Genomic DNA, 22,420 nt, shown 5'->3' with positions numbered 1-22,420 from the left:
TGAGCCGTGTCATAAAAACGACTTATATGTGGCTGAAAATTATTGCGTTATTCATATACCAACGTTAAGAGTGGTTGTCGTACCGTCATTAATAATTCAAATAAGGCGTATGTAATGAAAGTAACCAACCACAACACATTTATTAAATCGTTTATCGCTATTGGCCTGGCAAGCGCTATTTCTGGCGCCTGGGCGGCTAACGTCCCCGCAGGAACAGAGCTGGCCGCGAAACAAGAGCTGGTACGGAATAATGGCAGCGAGCCTGCTTCTCTTGATCCTCATAAAGTCGAAAGTAGTGTGGAGTCGAGCATTATCAGTGACTTTTTTGAAGGGTTGGTAGAGGTTCGCAACGATGGCTCAATTGAACCAAGGCTTGCTGAAAAATGGGAAGAAAAAAACAATACTGTCTGGATATTCCATCTTCGTCCTGGCATTAAATGGTCAAATGGAGAACCGATAACAGCCGAAGACGTGGTCTGGAGTTGGCAACGTTTAGTTGATCCTAAAACAGTTTCTCCCTATGCCAGCTACCTCGGCAATATGCATGTAGAAAATGCTGCGGAAATAGCTGATGGCAAAAAAGCCCCCGATACACTTGGTGTAAAAGCGTTGGATGATAAGACACTCCAGATTACGCTCACGCAGCCAACCGCCGCGTTCCTCTCAATGTTGGCGCACACCTCTTTAGTGCCGGTAGATAAAGCGGTGATTGAGAAACTTGGAGACAAGTGGACGCAGCCGGGTAATTTCGTCAGCAGCGGGGCTTATACGCTTTCAGAATGGGTGGTGAATGAAAAGTTAGTTGGCGTACGCAATAAGCAGTACTGGGACGATAGCCATACGGTCATTAATAAAGTGACTTATCTCCCAATTGCTTCTGAGACCGCAGATATCAATCGTTATAAAGCCGGTGAAATTGATATTGTTTTAACGGTCCCGCAGACGCAGTTTGCGTCGTTAAAAAAATCTATCCCGGACCAGGTTCATGTCACACCAAAACTTGCGACCTACTACTATCAGTTCAATACCACCAAAGCACCGTTCAACGATGCTCGTGTTCGCCGAGCGCTGAATATGGCGTTGGATAAAGACATTATTGCAGAGAAAGTGTTAGGGCAGGGGCAGATCCCAGCCTGGGTTATTAGCCAAAAGACTATTGGTGGTGTAGAAATAAAATCCCCTGATTACGCAAGCTGGAGTCATGAAAAGCGCGTAGCAGAGGCGAAAAAATTACTTGAAGCTGCGGGATATAACGCTTCGCATCCTTTGAGCTTTAATCTTTTGTACAACACATCTGAATCACATCAACGTATCGCGATTGCCGCCAGCTCAATGTGGAAGAAAAATCTGGGCGTTGAAGCGAAGCTGCAAAACCAGGAATGGAAAACGATGCTTGATACCATGCACAACGGCACATTTGATGTGGTGCGCTATGCATGGATTGCCGATTACGATGATGCTGCCACTTTCCTGAATAACTTCCGCACCGGCGATAGTGAAAACACGTCGAAATACAGCAGCACGGCTTTTGATGAGGCCCTAAAAAATGCGGCCAAAGCTGACAATGTTGCCGAACGCGGTAAGTTCTACCAGCAGGCTGAAGATAAACTGGCGGAAGACGTACCAGCCATCCCGGTTTATCACTATGTTTTAGTCCAGTTAGTGAAACCTTATGTTGGGGGATATGCGCCTAACAACCTCGGTTTCTACTTCACCAAAGATATGTTCATCAAAAAACATTGATGCTAAATCCGTTGCAGGCAAAAACTTGCAACGGATCCTGTTGTTAAACCAATCAAATTGTTGGTGTTTCACTCAATTAGCGCAGATTTGATGATTTATCAGGCGAACGAACAAAAACAGGCTTTACATGAAGTATGGGTATGTTTATAGTTCGCCTCGTTGGAAGTGTGGCCGAGTGGTTGAAGGCACCGGTCTTGAAAACCGGCGACCCGAAAGGGTTCTAGAGTTCGAATCTCTACGCTTCCGCCAACATTTGAAGCCCCAGCTTAGAAATAAGCTGGGGCTTTTTCGTTTTAGTTTGTTGACGTTTCACTCAAATAACACAAATTTGATGATTTTTCAGGCGAACGAACCTAAACAGGCTTTACATGAAGTGGGGGGATGTTTATAGTTCGCCTCGTTGGAAGTGTGGCCGAGCGGTTGAAGGCACCGGTCTTGAAAACCGGCGACCCGAAAGGGTTCCAGAGTTCGAATCTCTGCGCTTCCGCCAACATTTAAGCCCCAGCTTAGAAATAGGCTGGGGCTTTTTCGTTTCTATCGTTGGTCTATCTATCGTTTAAGCAAGAATCTGTTCGATATCCCAGCCCCTGTAGCTCTACAGGGGCTGGTTTCCTAAACTTCTACGGCATTCCCGAATAAATCTTCGCAGTACTCTTGTTTAACTTCTCGTAAATCCTGGCGAGTACCTTGCTTTAGAGTCGGTTAATAGAAGATTCGCAGAATATAGTCGAGAATCAACGACGGAATAGTAAAGTCAGGGTCTGCAAAGGTTACGCCTTGTGCGCCGAGCTGGGAGAAAATCGGCAAGGTCAGAGCAGGCAGAACGCACAACAACAACCCGTTAATACCACTGGCGATAATCGCTCCGCGGAAACCACCGGTCGCATTACCAAAGATGGCTGCCGCACCGCCGGTAATAAAGCTTGCCATGATCCCCGGGACAATAATCGGTAAGCCAATAAACGGGAAGATTAAGATACACACCAACTCAACGGCGAAACTCACCAGGAAGCCGATTAAGGTTGCATTAGGCGCCTTGGTAAACAGCACCATAACGTCCACAGCGGGCACCGCACCTGGGGCAAACACACGAGCAAAACCTTTAAACGCGGGCACGATTTCAGCCGTAAACAGGTTAACGCCAGCTTTCGCAAGATACAGGCCACAGGCAAAAATGGCTGACTGTTCAAGAACGAAAATCACTACGTTTTTATCACCGGCACCTGCACCGTATACCATGGTCATAGCATCTTTAACCTGCGGCTGCGTGGCAAAGATACAAGAGATAAGCAACAGAACCAGCATGGTTAAAAGCGTCGCAATGTTAGGTTCTCGGATAAAATCAAATTTACTGCTGATATTCAGATGCTCAGTATCGGTATTTTTATTACCGAACCATTTACCCATATAGGAACCAATAATATATGAGGAGATGGCGGCGTGAGAAATCGCATATTCATTCGAACCAATAATTTCACGGCTAAAGCGGTTAAGAATGTAAGGCGAGACTGCCATATACGAACCAATAAGAATGGAGCATATAATGACCATCTGGTAATTGCTAAATCCGAACTGCATCAGAACGGCTGTTAGCGCAAAGGCCATAAATAACACCAGATGCAAAGACAGGTAGATGAATTTGAAACGGGTAAAACGTGCAATCAGAATGTTCAAAATCATCGAAAACAGCAGGATTAGTGCCGCTGTAGCCCCCAGTTTATCGATGGTTGCCGCCATAATGGCTTCGTTGCTTGGCACCACCCCGATAATATCAAATGCTTTGGAGAAGAGAGAACTAAACGCCGTAAGCACTTTCATTAAAATACTTCCACCCACTTTTATCATCGTAAAGCCGATAAAAGAAAGTGCCGTGCCTGTTATTAATCTGGAAACTGATGCTTTTTGAAATAGTAAACCCAGAAATGCCACGATCGCAATGATTACTGCGGGCGTTTTTACTAACCCTAATAAGATGTCCATTTGTTTACCCTGTCGTCTCTATATTATTTCGCAATAAGGGGGTTATTAATGATAAAGATTAAAGCGACATCATGTTATCACTCACACTTTAGAGTTATCTGATACGCGCATCACAAAAGAAACAACGTTATTCAAATTGTGAAATGTTGTTTCAAAATGATTGTTTTATTTTTGTTGGTCAGATGTAATGATGTTGTTTTGGCTTGCTCGATTAATGAGCGGCTATCCGGAAGAAATGTCCCCACGACGGCAACCCTGGGACAGATTTGCTGAACAGATTTACCTCTCACGATTTAAGAATGGTTGTGTGCAGGTCGCTCTACTGTGATGAAGTGTGAAGATCTGGCGTCGAGGGCATCAGTTTCACGTAACGCCATATTCAGAATGGAATCAGGAAATGAAAGGAAGCAAAAAAGTATTCACGGTTAACAGGCTATTAAGTCTGTTGTTTTTTGTCATGCTGTTGCCGTTTATGTTAGTGTCGCTATGGTCATTTGATTATATTCAAAAAGACAATATAAACACCTTTGAAAATAATCTTTCCCGCTTTACGCATAACACCGCAATGGAAAGTGTTAATCGCCAACTGGAAGAGATTGGCATTGTATTTCAGATTCTCAATAGCCGAATTACGCCGAATGGTGCCAAGGGTTTTATTGAGGAAGATCATGATACGCTTAACGCTATTTTGGCATCGATTGTCAATACGCTAACATTTTTTGATGCAGCGATAATCTCTGACATCCATGACCACTATCGCATCTACCCCAAAATACAATTAAAGGGGTTCGTACCAAGCCAACGTCCCTGGTACCCAGGGGTAAAACAAAAGAATGGAATCCATTATTCAGAGCCTTACAACGATCTGTTACCCGACCTGCATAACTCGAATAACCATTCCGTTACGATTACGGTCAGTATGGATCTTTTTGATGAAGAGCTTTTGAAGTACGGGAATATCGCTTTCGATCTTGATCTGTACTCCATGAGTACACCTCTACAAGATATCGTTACGCCGTTTGAAGGGAAATTCCTGGTTGCCGCACAAGACGGTACCGTCATTATGCATTCTAATTTCCGCGAGATTTTCCATCAGAAAATACCCCAAAGATGGATTGATAAAGCGATAGATTTAGAAGGCAATTTTTATGATGCCGAAACAGAAAAATTTATATTTTATCACTCGTTTTCCGATCCCTATTGGGTCGCTTTTACCATCGTCGATAAAGAAATGTATGATGATTATATTGGTAAAGCGCCACAAACATTAATTATTATTATTTCCCTGTGTCTGGTGATTTATACCGTTCTGGTATGCCTGTGCCGTGTCTATATAAAAAGTATTATCAGCCGACTCTATATGGGGGTTAATGGCATTAATGTTGAAGAGCAAGAACACAACCTGGAGCGGGTTTATAACAACATTAAAAAGAGCCACCTTGAGCTTGAGGAAGCGCGAAAAATTTCAGGGGAAGATGCGTTAACCGGCGTTGGCTCACGCCGCAATTTCGATACAAGACTCGATGAGTTAATTGCTCATAATGAACCGTTTTATCTGGCGATTTTGGATCTGGATAACTTTAAAAGTATTAACGATGCCTTCGGTCATGTTGTCGGTGACTCTGTGCTGAAATATGTAAGCAATGCCGGGAAGGCGATTCTTGAGCCGAAATATCATATTTATCGCTTTGGCGGTGAAGAACTGGTGGCTTTATTCCCGGGTAACGACTACGAGGAGTATTTTAATCTGATGGAAACCTGGCGACAGGTCATCTCTCAACGTCAATGGCGCGAGACAACCCTGAGCGTCACATTCAGTTGCGGCATTGCCAAATGGAAAGAGGGCGAGACAGCCCAGGACGTCATAATAAAAGCGGATAAGACTTTATACGCGGCTAAACAGTCCGGTAAAAATGTGATTTTAAGTTCTTGTGATTAAGCAATGGAATGAGTGATGCACAGCAACAGTTTCGTATTTTACATTAATCACAAAAGGGAAAAAAATGACGACTAAACATGAGGATGCCAGAAAAATAGTAGAACACATCTCTGCGGGTTACCCGGAGCGCGTCCTCACGGTCTATTTGCAGCCGATTATGGACATGACGAATGGCCGCTGCCTGGGGGCCGAGGCCCTGGTACGCGGCCTTGTGGAAGGTAAAGTGATCCCACCGGATCGCTTTATCGCAGAACTTGAGCAAAACAGCGATATTTGCAAGGTGGGCGTTTATGTTCTGCAAAGCGCGCTCCTTTTTGCTAAAGAGCACGGGCTTCATCAGGAGCGGCATTTTATGCTCAGCAGTAATTTCTCCCCGGTCGAAATAAACGACCGCACTACGGTTGAGAAAATAAAAAAGGTTGCCGAGGCATGCGGTTATCCAGTCAATAAAATCACGATTGAAATTACTGAAACAAAAATCCCTCTGAGTGCACAAGGCCGGGAAAATGCCCGTTGGTTACAACAAAATGGCTTTGTGCTGGCGTGGGATGATATTAGTCACCCTGATGATTTAAATAAAAACGGTCACGAATTTTGCAGCAACGTGATTAAACTCGACCGTAGCCTGCTCAATAAAGAGAGTTTGCCGCTGGCAAAAGAGATTATCCAGGCGTGCAAGCGCAATAAATTACAACTGGTTGCCGAAGGGGTTGAATATCTCTGGCAGCGAGAATGGCTGCTTGAGCAGGATGTCACCACCTGCCAGGGGTATTTTTATTCTCCCCCGGTTGAGTCCCGCACTTTCGCACAACGTTATCGGTATTCTTCCGAAGAAACCAGTCATTAATCCCCGCTTTTCGCAGTGGAAAAGAGTTAGCGTTATAAGGAATGAGCAACGTGAGCGATATGAGTTCAACTATTATTCTAAAAAAAATCACCCACCTTAATTTTTCTTCGGTGGTCGATTTCTTCGTGCAACCCATTTTTAATTTATCGACCTTTCAGTGTGTTGGGGCCGAAGTGCTGTTACGGGGCGTGCACCGTCACAGCATCATAAAGCCGACGGAATTTTTACAACAGCTTGAGGAAAATGAAGGAATTATCAATGTAGGAAAATACATTGTCGGGAAAGCCTTTGAGTTTATGCAGCACGATGTCTTGCCGAAGAAACCCGACTTCTTCTTAACCATCAATCTTGCGCCTCATCAGCTAAACGACGAAAGCTTTTCTGAATACATCATCCAACTCCAGAGCGAATATGGCATTCCGGCTGCATCCGTCATTTTTGAAATTACGCGTTCGGCGGAAGAATTAGCGCAGAGCGGCGAGGAGAATATTCAGCGGCTGCGAAATGCCGGTTTCTCTTTTGCCTGGGATGACATTGGCACTCTTGATGATGTGCAAAATAAGATGGCGCAGGCCGAATGTGAATTTATCAAACTCGATCGCGAATGCCTGAGAAACGGTAATAGCGAGAAAACGTATGAGATTATCTGCGAAGCGCAGAAAAGTAATGCTGCCATTATTGCCGAAGGGGTGGAAACCATGGGGCAAACGTCAATGCTATTAAAGCATAATGTCGTGCTGGCTCAGGGGTTCCTGTTTTCACGTCCGATTAAAAAATTAGATTTCCTGCAAAACTACATTCACTAAAAGCCCAACGCCTGATGATGCCAGACGTTGGGCGGTTTATCAGGCTAACGTTCCCACAATATTCAAATCTGCTTCATCCGGCACTTCGTTATACGAAAGCACATGCAAACCGGCAGCAAACAGGCGTCCGTAGCGGGAAATCAACGGGCGTAGCTGCGGTGTGACTAATAATAACGGCGCCATTCCCTGGGCTTTCATATGCTCCTGAATCATCGGCATAGTATTTTGTAATTGCGTCAGAATGTTCGGGTCCACCGGGAAATTATCCAGGCCGACTTTACCGCTTTGCTGCGCATGGTTGAGCGCAGTTAGCAGGAGATTTTCCAGCTCGTTATCCAGGGTATACGCCTGGAGGCTTCGCTTCTCGCCATTAATATTGTGAATAATGGCACGGCGCAGGGCGAAACGCACATCTGAGGTTAACAGAATCGGGTCTTTAGTGAGGGCGGCGCTTTCCAGCAGCGTGGCCGCAATCGTATTAATATCTTTCAGGGAAATCTGCTCAAGCAATAACTGGCGATAAACACGCAGCAGCAGGCTGTAATTAAGTTGCCCGATTAAATCTTCTGCCAGCTTGGGTGCCTGCTGGCCCAGACGATGGTGCAGGTGAGTGATGTCATCGTAATTAAACAGTTCGGGTAAATAATTACGGGCGATTTTATTCACATGAGTGGCAACGACGCTCGCGCAATCCACCACCTGATAGCCCAGATTTAGCGCCTTCGCTTTCTGTTCCGGTAAAATCCACGTGATAGCCATGCCATACGCGGGGTCGGTATCCAGCACGCCGTCGATTTCCCCATACAGCTCCGCCCCCGGAATCGCCATTAATTTATCCGCATGCACTTCACCGGTGGCAATGCGAATCCCGTTGATATGAATGGCATATTGCGAAGGTTTCAGGCGGAAGTTTTCCCGAATACGAATTTCCGGTAACAGCACGCCGCACGTCTCAGAGATCACCTGCCGCACGCCGCGAATACGCTGTGATAGCGGGCTCCCACGAGTCGCATCGACCAGCGTCACCAGTTTATAGCCGAGGTTCAGGCCAATCGGTTCCACCTGCGGAATGCTATCCCAGTCGATAACCGGCGGGTTATCGTGGGAAATTGCCTCATTGATGGCTTCAATTTCAACTTCCGGCTGCGGGGCTGCTACCCGTTTACTCTGCTTCCAGGCAGCAAAAATCAACAGGGCGGTAAAGCTCAGGAAAGCGATGTGCGGCATTCCTGGCACGATAGCCAGCACAAACATCACGAAGGCGGCGGTGTAGAGAATAGACGGGCGCGCCAGCAGTTGGGTGTTAATTTCTGTGCTGATGTCGTTGCCATCGCCCACGCGCGTCACGATGATAGCCGCGGCGGTAGAGAGTAGCAGGGAAGGAATTTGCGCGACCAGGCCGTCACCGATTGACAGTAAAACGTACTGCTCAAACGCGTGGCCAACGTCAAGATTATGCGCAAAGATGCCGATGCAAATCCCGCCAATAATGTTGATTATCAGGATCATGATCCCGGCAATCGCATCGCCGCGCACAAATTTCGAGGCACCGTCCATCGCGCCATAAAAATCCGCTTCGCCGGACACATCTTTACGCCGGATACGCGCCTGTTCCTGGTTTATCAAACCGGCATTCAAGTCGGCATCAATGGCCATCTGCTTGCCAGGCAGTGCATCAAGGGTGAAGCGCGCGGAAACTTCAGAAATACGCTCCGCACCTTTGGTGACCACCACAAAGTTGATGATCATCAGGATGACGAACACCACGAAGCCCACCACAAAGTTACCGCCAATCACCACCTGGCCAAACGCTTCGATAACTTTACCGGCGGCGCCTTCACCTTCGTGACCGTGAAGTAACACTACGCGGGTCGATGCCACGTTTAGCGTCAGGCGCATCAGCGTAGTAATAAGCAAGATGGTCGGGAAAATAGCGAAATCGAGCGGGCGCTTACTGTTCACCGAAACCAGTAAAACAATGACCGCCAGCACGATATTAAAGGTGAATAAAATATCCAGGATCAGCGGAGATAACGGCAACATCACCATCGCCAGCACGCACAGCAATAGCAGAGGAATCCCCACATTGCTTCGCCGTATCAGGTTGAAATAACCCATAAATTTACCGTTTGCCATCTGTTTTGATTACCTCTTTTGGGATGTCCATATGCTTATTCAGTTGCGGCTTATAATCGCTGCGTCCATTACGCCACTCTTTAATCTGCATCACGTAGGTGAGGACGTGAGCGATGGCGCGAAATAACTGGGAAGGAATTTGCTGGTTAACACGCGTGCTGTAATAAATTGCGCGGGCGAGCGGCGGGAACTCCACCACTTCAATTTGATGCTGGGCGGCGACTTCACGAATATAAAGCGCAATATCATCGATACCTTTGGCGATAATAAAAGGCGCTTGCGCTTTATTGGGGTCATATTTCAGCGCCACGGCGTAATGGGTCGGGTTAACCAGAATCACGTCTGCAGTAGGCACGACTTTATTAATCTGCCCCTGCGCCATTTGCCGTTGTAACTGGCGGATACGCCCTTTGATCTGCGGGTTACCGTCGTTGTTTTTATGCTCATCGCGCACTTCCTGCTTGGTCATACGCATCTTTTTCATAAACATAAAAATGGATAACGGCACATCTATAAAAGCGAAAACCACGATAACGCCCAACAGCCACCAGAATGACTGGCGTAAAATCACCAGCCCTTCTTCAATCCCTTGCACCAGCCACAGATGTTGCAAAGCCAATAATGAGGTCAAATTGTCCTGAATGAGCGACCATAAAACCGCCATTAACACGCTGCATTTCAACAGCATTTTCAGGACATCAACATAGTGGCTGCTGGAGAACATGCGTTTCAGGCCGCTAATTGGGCTTATCTTTTTGAAATCGGGCAGCAGTTTGTTTGGCGTAAAGATCCACCCGCCCGGCACGAAGGTTGAGATGATGCAGACCACCGGAATAGGGACCAGCGTCAAAATAAACTTCAGCAGCAGCCAGACGTGGTGCATCAGAAAATGCTCGAGCGCAGCATCGTCATTCAGTTTGCCCGCAACGATAGTGACGGAGACAAAAGAGTCCTGCACCAGGCTGCGATAGAACGGGAAAAACATCATCAGGACAATCAGGGAGGTGATTAACCCTGCCGCCATGGTGAGATCTTTCGAACGGGGAATATCGCCTTTTTCACGGGCTTTGCGCAGTTTCCCCTGCGTGGCCTTTTCGCTTTTATCTCCTGAGCCAGACATCAGTAAATCCGTATGGCATCAAGTTTGCCGAGAATATAATTCGTCAGGCTGAGATAGTGATCGGGAATATTGCTTACCATCAATCCAAGACACAGCAGGCCGAATAACATGCTGATGGGAAAGCCTAATGAAAACAGGTTAAGAGTAGGGGAGATGCGGTTAAGCAAGCCAAACGAACCTTGCACCATGAGCATCACAAAGCCGGTTGGCAGCGCGATTAACACCGCCGAAGAGATAAGCCAGCCCAGACTTTGCACCAGGGTTTGTAGCGTAAGCGTGGTGATCGCCTGGCCCATCGGCCAGTAGGTAAAACTTTTAAACAGGATTGTCACCAGCAGCAAATGCCCATCCATGGTGAAGAACAGCAGCACGCTGTAAACAAAGATAATTTGTGAAATCACCGTTGTGGAGTTGCCGTTGCTCGGGTCATTCATCACCGCCATCCCCAGCCCCATATTCATCGAAAGAATATGTCCCGCGGTCTGCAACGCGACAAACACCAGTTGCAGCATCGCGCCAAACAGAAAGCCCCACAGGATCTGCTCCCCGATAAGCAACAGGCTGCGCATGGAAAGCAGCTCCGTTAGCACCACAGGATTGTGCAGCATCGGGGAGATCACCATCGTCAGCACGAGGGCAAGACCAATCTTTATCCGTCGCGAAATGGAACGTTGATCGAATACCGGGCTGAAATGGATAAATGAAAGAATGCGCACAAACGGCAGGAAAGCAGCCATCAATGGAGCGATCAACGTCGGAATGTCAAAGCCCATAGGGTTTAGCCAACCAACCGCGCGGCCTGGTGAAAAATCTCAATCGTGAAATCAGACAGTTTCACTAACATCCATTTTCCCGCCACCACCAGAACCAACAGTGTGACCACCAGGCGCGGCAAAAAACTCAGCGTTTGTTCGTTAATTTGCGTGGTTGCCTGGAAAATACTCACCACCAACCCGACCAACAGGCTAGGGATAATCGCCACCACGGAGATGACCAGCACCAGCATAATCGCGCCGGACATAATTTCGCCGGCGGTATCCATGGTCATCATCCTGACACTCCCTGTACGCTGGTTGTGAGCGTACTAACAATCAGATTCCAGCCGTCGCACAGCACAAAGAGCATCAGCTTGAACGGCAGCGAAACGATCAGCGGCGAAAGCATCATCATCCCCATCGCCATCAGAATACTGGCCACGATAAGGTCAATAATCAGGAACGGGATATAAATCATAAAGCCAATCTGGAACGCCGTTTTCAGCTCGCTCAGCACAAAAGCGGGAACCACAATGCTGAGATCCATTTCATTCGGATCGCCTTTCTCCCCCGCGATAGTCATGATTTGCGCCATCGAGGTCTTGCTGGTCTGGGCGAGCATATATTTCTTCAGCGGCTGCTCGGCGGTGCTCAGCGCTTGTTTTAGCGTAATAGCATCATTCTGATACGGCACAATGGCCTGGTCATAAACCGTGGTCCAGACCGGGCGCATAACCAGCATGGTGAGCGCCAGCGCAATACCCGTGAGGATTTTGTTCGGCGGACTCTGCTGTAAACCCAGCGCCTGGCGCAAAATCGCCAGCACAATAATAAAGCGGGTAAAGCAGGTCATCATCAGCACCATGATCGGCAGCAAGCCGAGCAGGGTCATCAGAATCAAAATCTCAATCTTGACGCTGTAATCCTGGCCCGTGCCGTTGCTGGTGGTGCTCAGCAGGGTAATATCCCCGTTTGCCGCCAGCAGGTGCGGTGAAATAAGCAGCCCGGTTAATAGCAGTAACCCCAGGCTACCACCGCGAAAAATACGGCTCATTGCGTCAGTTTGCCTAAATCATGGTTGCTAAATTCAATAATACGCAGGCCGTACTTATCGTTAAGCACCACCACTTCGGCTTTACCGAACTGAATGCCGTTGACCTTGAGATCCAGCGGCTCACCCGCCATTTTATCCAGCTCAATCACGCTATCGTTGGTGATGGTCATCAGCTCAGCCAATGAAATACTGACCGACGCCACTTCCAGCGTCAGATTGACAGGAATGCGGCTAAACAGCGCCATTTTGCGCAGTTGTTCGCTGCGGCTTTCGGTCGCCGCCTGTTCAGCAGGTTTGGGGGCGGCAACTTCAGCTTCTTGTCCCGCAGCTTCCGGTAAATCGATTTCGTCCAGATTAAAATCAATGGACAGGTCATTTTGATTACTCATACTTCATCTCTGGCGTCTTATCATTAAATTCAGATAGATATAACCGTCCTCGTTCTTCAGCGACGACTGAGCTAAAAATCTGTTCATTTTCAATAAAAACCGGCAACGGTTCATTTAGCGAAACGGGAATAATGTCCCCCGGTCCGATATTTAAAAGTTGAGCAACGGTCAGGTTGATGGATACCAGGCGGCCCGTTAAGGTCAACGGCATATTGGTAAACATATGCTCAATCTGTTCAGAAGAGAGGTTTTTTACCTGCGGCTCATTGCTTTCATTTTCTGCACGCGAACTGGCGAGCAGCAAATCAACATGATGGGCATCCAACAAAATTGAAAAACAATATTCATCATAACCTTCCAGCCAAAAGCGAACCGTATAAGGCCACTGATGAATGACGGAGGTATAATCGTTTTTCAGCTCCAGCGTTTCATTTAATATCTCCTTTACCATGATTAGCTGTAACAGCTCATGGCCAAGTTTTATTTTTAAACGCTCTTCTGTTTTGGTTACCGATTGAGTGAGATCTAAAGAGACAGGATTGCCTTCTTTGCTCAGCCCGTAATAGGTATGCAGAATGCTCAGTAAAAACTTTCGATTAATATCGAAGCCAATACTGCCATGCGGCGTGGAAAAAATTTGTGCATTTTTGCAATGACAATCAATATCAAATGTCATGTTATGCAGCAGGGCATTGAGGCGGTATTTCTTTAGAAAGAAAATACCCAGCCTGGCTTCAATGTTATCAAATTGAGCGCTGATAATTTTGGGTATCTTATGATAAGCCCGGCCTAGTTTGCTGACGTCCAGTCGCGTGAGTTCAGGGCAATCATTTGCCTGATAAACACGAATTCTTTGCGATGCATTCTGCATGATCTATCCATTATCATTCAGTGTGCTTACGTAAACACTTCGTTAAAATTTGGTGTTCTTCTGGCAATTAAATAGTGCATTCCGGGCATCATGATTAGCGTGTGACACCGTCGCCAGTTTACGTATTGAGCATAATATTACGGTCGTAAAGTATGTCGTTAGCGTATGTTGAGTTCAAGTGAAAGGGGCTTATTAATGCATTAATTATTTAAGTTTTTTGTTGATTAATCTTGGTAAATTAATTGTTAACTTGATGATTTGTAATGTATTTATTCTTGGTTTTGTTAATTGTTCTTTAATGTGGATTAATGAGGATACAAGTTTAAGCAAATGGGTATACTTCAGTCAGGAAAATTCTTATCAGGATTTTGAATCCAACATTCTTTTGATTACTTGCGTATTAAGTGACCAGGAAGGTCGACCGGTTATTCAGGTCTTCATTAATACGACGAAATACTTGTGGGCACAGATATGGATAGCGTCACTCAGGATAACTTCTCAGATAACCACAGCTTTATCGCCCATGCGCCTGCGAGTGTAAATGCCTTTAATCTGGCGCGGCGCGTTGCCGAATTTAATGTTGCGACGATTATTACCGGTGAAACAGGAACCGGTAAAGAGTGTATTGCCCGCACCATTCATCATTATAGCGTGGGTAAAAATGCGCCCTATGTTGCGGTAAACTGCGCGGCAATTCCTGAGACGATGCTGGAATCTATTTTATTCGGCCACGTTAAAGGCGCTTTTACCGGGGCCGTGAGCAGCATGCCGGGTAAATTTGAGCTGGCAAATAACGGCGTATTATTGCTTGATGAAATTGGCGATATGCCGCTTAGCCTGCAGGCTAAATTACTGCGCGTATTGCAAGAGCAAGAAGTGGAACGCCTGGGAAGCCATAAAAAAATCCCTCTCGATATTCGTATTATCGCCTCTACCAATAAAGACTTGCTTACCGAAATTGCGGAAGGCCGTTTTCGCCAGGATTTATACTATCGTCTGGCCGTGGTGCCTATTCATGTTTCCCCCCTGCGCGAGCGACCAGAAGATATCATCCCGCTGGCTTTGAATTTTATAAAGAAATACCAGGCGGGGCATGCTGTCAATAAAACGCTCAGCGACGATGCACGCTTTGCATTATTAAAATATTCATGGCCGGGAAATATCCGAGAACTGGAAAACGTCATCCAGCGCGGGCTTATTCTGAGCGGCGGGGAAGTCATTCACGCCTGTGATTTAGCCCTGACGGTGAATCATATTGAACCGCCTGCGCTTAATTCATGGGTCGAGAATGTCAAACCTGTGACTCCCGTGACGGATGCCATTCGCGGCGTGAAAGTCCACGGTCGATTGGCTGAATATCAGTACATCATTGATTTACTTAAACAACACAACGGCAATAAATCACAAACCGCGCAATCGCTGGGCATCACGCCACGGGCATTGCGTTATCGCCTGGCCTCCATGCGCGGCGATGGAATTGATATGGGCTGCTACGCCTGACCTCATAAAGTTTCAAAGGAAGAAAGACTAAATGGATAAAATTCAGGCGCTTGCCGTTTCCCCTGCACAACTTTCGATGCTGCAACAACTGCAGCAAAGCGCCATGGTGGCCTCACAAGGGATCATTGCGCCCGCGCAACACCTCGGGGGCGCAATGTCTGTCTCCTCCGCATCGGGTTCTTTTAGCCAAATGATGAATGAAGCCGTAAACGGTGTGGATGCCATGCAGCATACGGCTGCGGCGAAACAGACCGCGGTCGAAATGGGCTACAGCGATGATTTAACCGGTGCGATGGTGGAAAGCCAAAAAGCCGGCGTTGCTTTTTCGGCGATGGTGCAGGTGCGCAATAAGCTCACTTCTGCCCTCGACGAAGTGCTGAACATGGCTGTGTAAGGTTGCAATGTGATTGATAAATTAAAACAAAAATTCCCGATGAACTTCGAAACAGGGTTAACGGGAAATAAAAAAAACATGCTCCTGGGGGCGGCGGGGCTGGTCCTCGCCAGCGCCATCGTCACCTCGTTGTGGATGACCAACCACAACTATGTCGCTCTGTTTGGTTCTCAGGAAAATATTCCGGTAAAACAAGTTGTTGATGTGCTCGGCAGCCAGGCGATTGATTATCGAATCGACCCTGCCAGCGGCATCATCATGGTGGACAACGGCAAACTGGCGAAAGCGCGCATGGCGCTGGCGGAGCAGGGCGTGACCGCGATCATGCCTGGCGGCTATGAGCTTATGGATAAAGACGAGCTTCTCGGCAGCAGCCAGTTCATCCAGAACGTACGTTACAAACGCAGCATCGAAGGCGAACTGGCGCAAAGCATCATGGGGCTCGACCCGGTGGAATCCGCGCGGGTGCATTTGGGGCTGATGGAGTCCAGCTCATTCGTGCTGACCAACCAACCGGAAAGCAGCGGCTCGGTTATGGTGCGCCTGCGTCCTGGCAAACAGCTTAACGACCAGCAGGTGCTGGCGATTGTGCAACTGGTCGCCGGAAGCGTGCCGGGCCTGAATGCAGGCGAAGTGCGCGTTGTCGATCAAAACGGCAATCTCTTGTCCGAAGGGGTTGAAACCGGCAGCAGCCAGATTGCGGGTATCAGCAAAGTTCGCGACATCAGCCAGCAGATCAAAGGCGAAACCGAAAAGAACATTGCTAACCTGCTCAACTCGTTAGTCGGGCAGGGTAATTTCCGCACAAGTGTTGTGCCGAAGGTAGATTTTAGCGCCATCGAAGAGACGCAGGAGCGCTATGCAGGCGATCCGCGCATTAGCGACGAAAGCGTGAATCAGGAAAACACCACCGACGAAATGGCGATGGGCATTCCGGGTTCGCTGAGCAACCGCGCGCCAACCGCTGCGCCTGCTGCTGCGGGCCAGCCTGGGGCAGCGCCAGCCGCATCGACAACCTCCACAACGAACCCGCAAGCGCTCTCCAGCCGCAGCCAGACGCAGCGTAAATACGCTTACGATCGCGACGTTCGCCATATCCGCCATCCGTCTTACACGCTTGAAAAAATGAGCATCGCCGTGGTGCTAAACCAGGATGCCCCGGCGCTTGCGAAGTGGACGCCGGAACAATTTACCGCGCTGAATAAATTGATTGCCGATGCCGCCGGAGTGGACGCGAAACGTGGGGACTCCCTGACCATTGATCGGATGGTCTTTACCCCAACGAATGCCCTGGATACGCCGTTAATCAAATGGTGGCAGGACCCGGATATTCGCGATTGGGGTCAGATGGGCGGGATCGGCTTCCTGGCGCTGCTGTTATTGCTGCTCGGCGTGCGCCCTCTGGCGCGTCGTTACAGCACCTCCCCGGAGCGGCAGATTTCCGCTCTGGAAGCAGAAAACAGCGGCGTATTACTGGAAGGCGATACCTCCAGCGACGACGACTCTCTGGTGCAGGCATTGCCGAAGTCCTCCTTCCAGGTTGAGGATAATCTCCCGCCGCAAAGTTCAGGGCTTGAAACGAAAGTGGAATTCTTACAGACGCTGGCGCAAAGCGAAACCGAGCGCGTGGCTGAAGTGTTAAAACAATGGATAAACAGCAATGAGCGAAATAACGCAGCCACAGCCGCAACCAAACAAGACTAATCGCAGCCCGGCAAATGGGGCTAACAGCGGGCGCAGCCGTCTCGAGCAGGCCGCGATTTTACTGCTGAGCGTGGGCGAAGAAGCGGCGGCAACGGTGATGGCGAAATTAAGCCGCGAAGAAGTGGTGCGCGTCAGTGAAACCATGGCGCGCCTGCACGGGATTAAAGTCACCCACGCCCGTAATGCCATGAATAATTTCTTTCAGGATTACCGTGAGCAGAGCGGCATTAACGGCGCGTCACGTAATTACCTGAAAAATATCCTCGATAAAGCGCTGGGGAGCGAAATCTCCCGCAGCGTGATCAACGGTATTTATGGGGACGAAGTGCGTTACCGCATGGCGCGGCTGCAATGGGTCGATACCCCGCAGCTCGCAAGCCTGATTGACCAGGAGCACTTACAGCTTCAGGCCGTTTTCCTGGCGTTCCTGCCGCCTGACGTGGCGGCGGGCGTATTAAGCTGCCTGGAAGCGTCCCGCCGGGATGAAATCATCTACCGCATCGCGCGTCTGGATGATGTGAACCGCGACGTGATTGACGAGCTGGATCGCATTATCGAACGCGGCGTGGCGGTGCTTTCCGAGCACGGTTCCAAACTGGTGGGAATTAAACACGCGGCGGACATCGTGAACCGCATTCCATCCAATCAGCAGGAACTGCTTGAGCAACTGCGCATTCGCGATGAAGACGTGGTAAACGAACTCAAAGATCAGATGTACGAATTCTTTATTCTGAGCCGCCAGACGCCAGCGGTGCTGCAACGTCTGATGGACGAAATCCCTATCGAGGACTGGGCGGTGGCGCTGAAAGGCACCGAGCCGGTTCTGCGCCAGGCGATTTACAGCGCGATGCCAAAACGCCAGGTTCAACTGCTGCAAAGCACCGGCACGCGTTTAGGCCCGGTGCCTGCAAGCCGCGTCGAGCAGGTGCGCAAAGAGATTATGGCGACCGTGCGTGAACTGGCCGAAGAGGGTGAGATTCAGGTGCGTCTCTTCTCTGAACTGACGATGGAGTAACCCATGAGTCAGCAGAGCAAATCACTTTTTGCCAAACCGCTTGCCGCAAACGCCACGGCACGCCCACGGGTGCATAAATTCCCGCCGCTTCATCGCAACCGCCACATGCTTGACGGTGGGCAGGGCGATGCCGGTTTTGCCGCGCCGTTTATGGATAACGCCAGCCTGCAACAACAGCTTGCTGATGGTTTTCAGGAAGGCATGAAACAGGGGTTTGAGCAGGGGCTGGAAGAAGGGCGCGGCGAAGGGTACCAGGAAGGCGTGCGTTTAGGTTTTGATGAAGGGCTACGCAAAGGCCACGACGAAGGCAAACTGGCGGGGCGGCAATTGTTTATTGATGCCGCGCAACCGCTGGACGGCGTGACCGGCGAGCTTAAACAGTACCTCGCCGACTATGAAACCCGTCGGCGCGATGAGCTGCTTCAACTGGTGGAAAAAGTCTCCCGCCAGGTGATTCGCTGCGAACTGACGCTGCACCCAACGCAATTGCTGACGCTGGTAGAAGAGGCGATCGGCAGCCTTGCGAAAACGCCGGAACAGATAAAAGTCTGCCTGAATGCAGAAGAGTTTCGTCGCATCAGCGAGGCGGAACCCGAACGTGCCCGTGAATGGGGTCTGAGCGCCGACCCGCAGATGCTGCCGGGTGAATGCCGCGTGATAACGGAAACCACGGAAATGGACATCGGTTGCCAGCATCGCCTGCAACAGTGCGTAGATGTTCTGAAAGAGACGCTGTTGCCGGACGCGCAGGATGCATAAGCTCGATTTTGAACAAGCCCTTAAATCCATTGACAATATTAACCTCGCGCGTGTCGCCGGGCGCCTGGTGCGGGTCAACGGCCTGCTGCTGGAATGCGTCGGCTGCGTGTTGGCTATCGGCCAGTATTGCCAGATAGAGAGCGTTGACGGCAGCCTGATGGATGCTCAGGTGGTGGGTTTTGATCGCGAAATTACCTGCCTGATGCCGTTTAAGCACCCCGTGGGTTTAATCGCCGGAGCGAAAGTTTATCCGGTGGAAAAAGAAGAGTCGGTGCTGATCGGTATGCAGTGGCTGGGGCGGGTGGTTAACGGCCTGGGCGAACCGCTCGATCAAAAAGGCAAACTGCAGGGCGACACACCCCTTGCCCGCAATATCGCCCAGATTCACCCGCTGACCCGACGCTCCGTTGACGAACCTTTAGACGTTGGCGTGCGCGCCATTAACGGCTTGCTCACCATCGGCAAAGGCCAGCGCGTGGGGCTGATGGCGGGCAGCGGCGTCGGGAAAAGCGTCCTGCTCGGCATGGTCACTCGCTATACCCGCGCCGATGTGGTTGTGGTCGGGCTTATCGGCGAGCGTGGCCGCGAAGTAAAAGAGTTTATCGAACACTCGCTGGGCGAAAGCGGCCTGGCGAAATCGGTGATTGTTGCCGCTCCGGCGGATGAATCTCCGCTGATGCGCCTGAAAGCCACCGAACTGTGCCACGCGATTGCCAGCTATTACCGTGACCGGGGATTAGATGTTTTGCTCCTGGTCGATTCCCTGACGCGTTACGCGATGGCGCAGCGTGAAATTGCGCTCTCCCTCGGCGAACCTCCGGCCACCAAAGGCTATCCGCCTTCTGCGTTCGGGCTGATCCCAAAGCTTGTGGAAAGCGCGGGAAATAGCGAAGGGCAGGGCACGATGACGGCCATTTATACCGTTCTGGCTGAAGGTGACGATCAACAAGATCCGATCGTTGACTGCGCGCGTGCGGTGCTGGACGGGCACATTGTGTTGTCCCGGCATCTTGCAGAAGCGGGGCACTATCCGGCCATCGATATTTCCCAGTCGATTAGCCGCTGTATGTCGCTGGTAACCAGCCGCGATCACCAGCGTGATGCCCGCACCCTAAAACAGCTCTACGGCGAATATATGAATATTAAGCCGATGTTACCCCTTGGGGGCTACGTCGCCGGAAGCGATCCGCTGGTGGATCGTGCCGTAGGAATGGCGCCCGCCATCCACCATTTTTTACAACAGGAAGTTAGCCTCGCGGCAACGCTTGAAAATACCCTCGAGGATTTGCAGACGCTTGTCGCCCGGTAAAAAAGATGAGGTAAAGGATGCCAAAAACCATCAGAACGCTTGAACAACTGGTCCAGATGCGCGCCCGCACGGTGAAAGATCTCACCGGGAAAGTCTCAACTCAACGCCAGCTCTGCCAGCGCTATGAAAATAACATTCAGGCGCTCAATAACCTGGCGATTGCCCCTGGCGGTAGCGGAAATACCCACGCGGCGATGATGACCAACCAGGCGCACTACAAGAAAAATATTCAGCGCATCATCAACTGGCAAAAGCAGGAGCAGGCGCTTGCGGATATGAAAATGCAGGAGCTGCAACAGAATTTATTGCATGAAGCGCGGCGTGAACGGGGGTATCAACTGGTGCTGGAGCAGCGGCAAGATAAATTTGCCGTGGAAGAGGCGAGAAAAGATCAGAAAACCACCGACGCGATGTCCGCTCAAAGCTGGATGCGTAACAGGCGCGGCGGGTAATCTCAGTATATCCAGTCAGCCGGCTCACTCGCCTGGCTGACGTTTTCCATAATCTGCCGCTGCATATGCAGAACCATGCCGTTACGTTCATTTAATTGTTGGCACAGTTCTGCATTGCGCTGCAAATCTTCCCAAAGCGCGCTGATTTTCCCTTGATGCTGCTGGGGCAGGCGCTCAATAAACTGCTGTAAACCGGCTTTATCTGCGCTAAATCCCAGCGTTTGCAAAGATTGTTGGCGCGTTGCAGCGCAATCCGTCAGTTGCTGATAAATTTCCATTAACTCCAGATTTACGCGGCTTAGTTGCTCACTATTACGCTCCAGTAATAGCGTGCGTTGCTCTTCGAGCAAGTTTTTCAGCGTGATATAGCGCTGCCTGTCCTGCACCATATCCTGTAACAAAGCGGTCATCCGTTGGCCTGCTGTCATCATTATGTTTACCGTTGAAAATATTTTTGAATGGAGAGCGTCAGGTCATCAAGATTGACGTGCAACTGCCCGTTGCTGAGCGCCTGTTTCATTTCGGCGACACGATCCATGTCGATTTCTGGCAGGTTTTGCAGCGCTTTTTGCGCATCGCCCAGCACCGGATCTACCGCGGCAATCGGCGCGCTACGCAACGGCGCAGAGGCTTTGGTTTCAGAAAGCTCTTTGGTGGCCTGGCTTGCCTGAGTCGACTGGATCGGCGCGTAATGGTTTTGGTTAATTTTCATATTCTCTCCCGAGATAAACCCAAATTCGTCTGCTGTCTGTATAAAGCGACGTGAACGGGGGAAAACTTTAATTCCCGTCGCAAAAATGCCAATCAGCGGGTTGGCGTCAGAATCCGCACTTCGCCAGGGGCGACGACAATGGCGTCGACGGTACGCTGGCTGCTGATATTACGCACGCGAATCACTTCCCCTTTGCGCCCCTGTTTCATCGCCTCTCCCGTAGTACTGGCCTCAATGCCCTGATGGCTGGCAACCATCAGCACACTTTGCCCGCGCTCTACCATCACCGGCTGTTCTAACAGGCTGCCGGTAATAATTTGCGATTCAGAGACTCGGCGCTTGACGATTTGGCCGATGACCTCTTGCGGCGCGGTGAAAAACTGCCCGTTAAGCGGGGCAATATCCTGCGGGCGTAACACCACATCCTGAGCATCAATCACCCGCCCGCGTTCCAGAGCATTTACAGCGGTAATCACCGGCAGGGTAATCGCCGTTTTGACCGCGACGTTGAGCTTCCAGTCCTGAACGCCGGGGCAGGTGACTTCATACCGCAGGCGGTACAGCGTGCGTTTGCTGTTAGCGCCAGGTGCAACGGCAGGGGTTTTAGGGCAAGGCGCGAGCGATGCGGCTTCCGGGGGGATCACCACGTCCAGTTGCAGGGCGTATTTCCCGAAGCCCTGATGCTGCGCTATTTCGCTAATCTCTTTCTGAGCGGCTTTTCGCACCCCGGTGTCAATCTGCTTACTGGAATCCACCGTAGCCTGTGCGCTAACGCAAGCCATACTCAGCCCGACAAAAATCAGGCGGAAGATGTTTTTCCGCATCAGGGGGCGGTTTCTCTCTATTCGTTTGAAAATCATAGTTTTATAAACCTGGCATAAAAATTGCTTTAGTCGTTGTTGATGGCAAGCGTCTTGTGAGAGAAATCGAAGCAA

General features: G+C 49.7%; 22 protein-coding genes and 2 tRNA genes. 13 read left to right on the top strand and 11 right to left on the bottom strand.

Annotated features, from left to right (window positions below; all coding sequences use genetic code 11):
• Positions 1-114: 114 nt before the first annotated feature.
• The 3 genes from AB1E22_RS02355 (at position 115) to AB1E22_RS02345 (ending at position 2,233) form a co-directional block, all read left to right on the top strand.
• The gene (locus AB1E22_RS02355; protein ID WP_367593908.1) at positions 115-1,743 is read left to right on the top strand and encodes an ABC transporter substrate-binding protein; all 1,629 of its coding nucleotides are present in this window, start codon (positions 115-117) and stop codon (positions 1,741-1,743) included.
• Between the two features lie 161 nt (positions 1,744-1,904).
• Positions 1,905-1,992: transfer RNA gene (locus AB1E22_RS02350), tRNA-Ser, on the top strand.
• Between the two features lie 153 nt (positions 1,993-2,145).
• Positions 2,146-2,233: transfer RNA gene (locus tag AB1E22_RS02345), tRNA-Ser, on the top strand.
• A gap of 212 nt (positions 2,234-2,445) precedes the next feature.
• Here AB1E22_RS02345 and AB1E22_RS02340 read toward each other — a convergent pair.
• On the bottom strand, positions 2,446-3,723 hold the full coding sequence (locus tag AB1E22_RS02340) for a PTS ascorbate transporter subunit IIC (protein WP_367593907.1): 1,278 nt from the start codon (positions 3,721-3,723) through the stop codon (positions 2,446-2,448).
• A gap of 397 nt (positions 3,724-4,120) precedes the next feature.
• On the opposite strand from AB1E22_RS02340, the gene AB1E22_RS02335 reads away from it, so the two are divergent.
• From AB1E22_RS02335 to AB1E22_RS02325, 3 genes are all read left to right on the top strand, one after another.
• Complete coding sequence (locus AB1E22_RS02335; protein WP_367593906.1) at positions 4,121-5,662, top strand: sensor domain-containing diguanylate cyclase; 1,542 nt, start codon at positions 4,121-4,123, stop codon at positions 5,660-5,662.
• 64 nt (positions 5,663-5,726) lie between these two features.
• Positions 5,727-6,509 (top strand): EAL domain-containing protein, encoded by a 783-nt coding sequence (locus tag AB1E22_RS02330; protein ID WP_367593905.1) that lies wholly within the window; start codon positions 5,727-5,729, stop codon positions 6,507-6,509.
• Between the two features lie 59 nt (positions 6,510-6,568).
• Positions 6,569-7,315 carry an EAL domain-containing protein gene (locus AB1E22_RS02325; RefSeq protein ID WP_367593904.1) on the top strand — a complete coding sequence of 249 codons (747 nt, stop codon included), beginning with the start codon at positions 6,569-6,571 and terminating at the stop codon, positions 7,313-7,315.
• Between the two features lie 39 nt (positions 7,316-7,354).
• Here the strand turns inward: AB1E22_RS02325 and AB1E22_RS02320 are convergent, their stop codons facing one another.
• From AB1E22_RS02320 to AB1E22_RS02290, 7 genes are read right to left on the bottom strand one after another with little or no spacing between them, the layout of a single operon-like run.
• Positions 7,355-9,451 (bottom strand): flagellar biosynthesis protein FlhA, encoded by a 2,097-nt coding sequence (locus tag AB1E22_RS02320; RefSeq protein ID WP_367593903.1) that lies wholly within the window; start codon positions 9,449-9,451, stop codon positions 7,355-7,357.
• Positions 9,438-10,574 carry a flagellar biosynthesis protein FlhB gene (gene flhB, locus AB1E22_RS02315; RefSeq protein WP_367597305.1) on the bottom strand — a complete coding sequence of 379 codons (1,137 nt, stop codon included), beginning with the start codon at positions 10,572-10,574 and terminating at the stop codon, positions 9,438-9,440. Before flhB ends, AB1E22_RS02320 begins: the two co-directional genes overlap by 14 nt.
• A complete protein-coding gene (gene fliR / locus AB1E22_RS02310; RefSeq protein ID WP_367593902.1) occupies positions 10,571-11,344 on the bottom strand; it encodes a flagellar biosynthetic protein FliR in 774 nt (257 codons plus the stop codon). The genes flhB and fliR overlap by 4 nt, the downstream gene beginning before the upstream one ends.
• 5 nt (positions 11,345-11,349) lie before the next feature.
• Complete coding sequence (gene fliQ, locus AB1E22_RS02305; protein ID WP_367593901.1) at positions 11,350-11,622, bottom strand: flagellar biosynthesis protein FliQ; 273 nt, start codon at positions 11,620-11,622, stop codon at positions 11,350-11,352.
• Complete coding sequence (fliP, locus tag AB1E22_RS02300; RefSeq protein WP_367593900.1) at positions 11,619-12,380, bottom strand: flagellar type III secretion system pore protein FliP; 762 nt, start codon at positions 12,378-12,380, stop codon at positions 11,619-11,621. Before fliP ends, fliQ begins: the two co-directional genes overlap by 4 nt.
• Positions 12,377-12,769, bottom strand: a complete 393-nt coding sequence (locus AB1E22_RS02295) for a FliM/FliN family flagellar motor switch protein (protein WP_367593899.1) — start codon at positions 12,767-12,769, stop codon at positions 12,377-12,379. Before AB1E22_RS02295 ends, fliP begins: the two co-directional genes overlap by 4 nt.
• Positions 12,762-13,640, bottom strand: coding sequence for a flagellar motor switch protein FliM (locus tag AB1E22_RS02290; RefSeq protein WP_367593898.1), 879 nt, complete (start codon positions 13,638-13,640; stop codon positions 12,762-12,764). The genes AB1E22_RS02295 and AB1E22_RS02290 overlap by 8 nt, the downstream gene beginning before the upstream one ends.
• A gap of 471 nt (positions 13,641-14,111) precedes the next feature.
• Between AB1E22_RS02290 and AB1E22_RS02285 the strand changes: the two genes are divergently transcribed.
• From AB1E22_RS02285 to fliJ, 7 genes are read left to right on the top strand one after another with little or no spacing between them, the layout of a single operon-like run.
• The gene (locus AB1E22_RS02285; RefSeq protein ID WP_367593897.1) at positions 14,112-15,140 is read left to right on the top strand and encodes a sigma-54 interaction domain-containing protein; all 1,029 of its coding nucleotides are present in this window, start codon (positions 14,112-14,114) and stop codon (positions 15,138-15,140) included.
• Positions 15,141-15,171: 31 nt separating this feature from the next.
• The gene (locus AB1E22_RS02280; RefSeq protein WP_367593896.1) at positions 15,172-15,534 is read left to right on the top strand and encodes a flagellar hook-basal body complex protein FliE; all 363 of its coding nucleotides are present in this window, start codon (positions 15,172-15,174) and stop codon (positions 15,532-15,534) included.
• A 9-nt stretch (positions 15,535-15,543) separates the two neighbouring features.
• The gene (fliF, locus tag AB1E22_RS02275) at positions 15,544-17,238 is read left to right on the top strand and encodes a flagellar basal-body MS-ring/collar protein FliF (RefSeq protein WP_367593895.1); all 1,695 of its coding nucleotides are present in this window, start codon (positions 15,544-15,546) and stop codon (positions 17,236-17,238) included.
• A complete protein-coding gene (locus AB1E22_RS02270; protein ID WP_367593894.1) occupies positions 17,195-18,253 on the top strand; it encodes a flagellar motor switch protein FliG in 1,059 nt (352 codons plus the stop codon). Before fliF ends, AB1E22_RS02270 begins: the two co-directional genes overlap by 44 nt.
• Before the next feature lie 3 nt (positions 18,254-18,256).
• Positions 18,257-19,012, top strand: coding sequence for a flagellar assembly protein FliH (fliH, locus tag AB1E22_RS02265; protein WP_367593893.1), 756 nt, complete (start codon positions 18,257-18,259; stop codon positions 19,010-19,012).
• Positions 19,005-20,321, top strand: a complete 1,317-nt coding sequence (fliI, locus tag AB1E22_RS02260) for a flagellar protein export ATPase FliI (RefSeq protein ID WP_367593892.1) — start codon at positions 19,005-19,007, stop codon at positions 20,319-20,321. The genes fliH and fliI overlap by 8 nt, the downstream gene beginning before the upstream one ends.
• A gap of 17 nt (positions 20,322-20,338) precedes the next feature.
• Positions 20,339-20,773 carry a flagellar export protein FliJ gene (gene fliJ, locus AB1E22_RS02255; protein ID WP_367593891.1) on the top strand — a complete coding sequence of 145 codons (435 nt, stop codon included), beginning with the start codon at positions 20,339-20,341 and terminating at the stop codon, positions 20,771-20,773.
• 2 nt (positions 20,774-20,775) lie between these two features.
• On the opposite strand, the gene flgN is transcribed toward fliJ, so the two are convergent.
• The 3 genes from flgN to flgA all read right to left on the bottom strand — a co-directional run bounded on the left by flgN (position 20,776) and on the right by flgA (position 22,309).
• Positions 20,776-21,204 carry a flagellar export chaperone FlgN gene (gene flgN / locus AB1E22_RS02250; protein ID WP_367593890.1) on the bottom strand — a complete coding sequence of 143 codons (429 nt, stop codon included), beginning with the start codon at positions 21,202-21,204 and terminating at the stop codon, positions 20,776-20,778.
• 5 nt (positions 21,205-21,209) lie between these two features.
• Positions 21,210-21,485: a flagellar biosynthesis anti-sigma factor FlgM gene (gene flgM / locus AB1E22_RS02245; protein WP_367593889.1), complete on the bottom strand. Its 276-nt coding sequence runs from the start codon at positions 21,483-21,485 to the stop codon at positions 21,210-21,212.
• Between the two features lie 92 nt (positions 21,486-21,577).
• Positions 21,578-22,309 carry a flagellar basal body P-ring formation chaperone FlgA gene (flgA, locus tag AB1E22_RS02240; RefSeq protein ID WP_367593888.1) on the bottom strand — a complete coding sequence of 244 codons (732 nt, stop codon included), beginning with the start codon at positions 22,307-22,309 and terminating at the stop codon, positions 21,578-21,580.
• Between the last annotated feature and the right edge of the window lie 111 nt (positions 22,310-22,420).

Origin of the sequence: Buttiauxella gaviniae (assembly GCF_040786275.1) — a bacterium.
Lineage (GTDB): Bacteria > Pseudomonadota > Gammaproteobacteria > Enterobacterales > Enterobacteriaceae > Buttiauxella > Buttiauxella gaviniae_A.
The sequence above is the reverse complement of the archived record's forward strand: the minus strand, read 5'-3'. Positions and strand labels throughout refer to the sequence as shown.

What these genes read in the sequence shown, in the direction of transcription:
- AB1E22_RS02335 (WP_367593906.1), top strand. Translation starts at nt 4,121, where the DNA reads ATGAAAGGAAGCAAAAAAGTATTCACGGTTAACAGGCTATTAAGTCTG.
- AB1E22_RS02290 (WP_367593898.1), bottom strand. Translation starts at nt 13,640, where the DNA reads ATGCAGAATGCATCGCAAAGAATTCGTGTTTATCAGGCAAATGATTGC.
- fliH (WP_367593893.1), top strand. Translation starts at nt 18,257, where the DNA reads ATGAGTCAGCAGAGCAAATCACTTTTTGCCAAACCGCTTGCCGCAAAC.
- AB1E22_RS02330 (WP_367593905.1), top strand. Translation starts at nt 5,727, where the DNA reads ATGACGACTAAACATGAGGATGCCAGAAAAATAGTAGAACACATCTCT.
- fliJ (WP_367593891.1), top strand. Translation starts at nt 20,339, where the DNA reads ATGCCAAAAACCATCAGAACGCTTGAACAACTGGTCCAGATGCGCGCC.
- AB1E22_RS02355 (WP_367593908.1), top strand. Translation starts at nt 115, where the DNA reads ATGAAAGTAACCAACCACAACACATTTATTAAATCGTTTATCGCTATT.
- AB1E22_RS02325 (WP_367593904.1), top strand. Translation starts at nt 6,569, where the DNA reads ATGAGTTCAACTATTATTCTAAAAAAAATCACCCACCTTAATTTTTCT.
- AB1E22_RS02340 (WP_367593907.1), bottom strand. Translation starts at nt 3,723, where the DNA reads ATGGACATCTTATTAGGGTTAGTAAAAACGCCCGCAGTAATCATTGCG.
- fliQ (WP_367593901.1), bottom strand. Translation starts at nt 11,622, where the DNA reads ATGATGACCATGGATACCGCCGGCGAAATTATGTCCGGCGCGATTATG.
- AB1E22_RS02280 (WP_367593896.1), top strand. Translation starts at nt 15,172, where the DNA reads ATGGATAAAATTCAGGCGCTTGCCGTTTCCCCTGCACAACTTTCGATG.
- fliI (WP_367593892.1), top strand. Translation starts at nt 19,005, where the DNA reads ATGCATAAGCTCGATTTTGAACAAGCCCTTAAATCCATTGACAATATT.
- AB1E22_RS02320 (WP_367593903.1), bottom strand. Translation starts at nt 9,451, where the DNA reads ATGGCAAACGGTAAATTTATGGGTTATTTCAACCTGATACGGCGAAGC.
- flgN (WP_367593890.1), bottom strand. Translation starts at nt 21,204, where the DNA reads ATGATGACAGCAGGCCAACGGATGACCGCTTTGTTACAGGATATGGTG.
- flgM (WP_367593889.1), bottom strand. Translation starts at nt 21,485, where the DNA reads ATGAAAATTAACCAAAACCATTACGCGCCGATCCAGTCGACTCAGGCA.
- AB1E22_RS02295 (WP_367593899.1), bottom strand. Translation starts at nt 12,769, where the DNA reads ATGAGTAATCAAAATGACCTGTCCATTGATTTTAATCTGGACGAAATC.
- fliR (WP_367593902.1), bottom strand. Translation starts at nt 11,344, where the DNA reads ATGGGCTTTGACATTCCGACGTTGATCGCTCCATTGATGGCTGCTTTC.
- flgA (WP_367593888.1), bottom strand. Translation starts at nt 22,309, where the DNA reads ATGCGGAAAAACATCTTCCGCCTGATTTTTGTCGGGCTGAGTATGGCT.
- AB1E22_RS02285 (WP_367593897.1), top strand. Translation starts at nt 14,112, where the DNA reads ATGGATAGCGTCACTCAGGATAACTTCTCAGATAACCACAGCTTTATC.
- AB1E22_RS02270 (WP_367593894.1), top strand. Translation starts at nt 17,195, where the DNA reads ATGAGCGAAATAACGCAGCCACAGCCGCAACCAAACAAGACTAATCGC.
- fliP (WP_367593900.1), bottom strand. Translation starts at nt 12,380, where the DNA reads ATGAGCCGTATTTTTCGCGGTGGTAGCCTGGGGTTACTGCTATTAACC.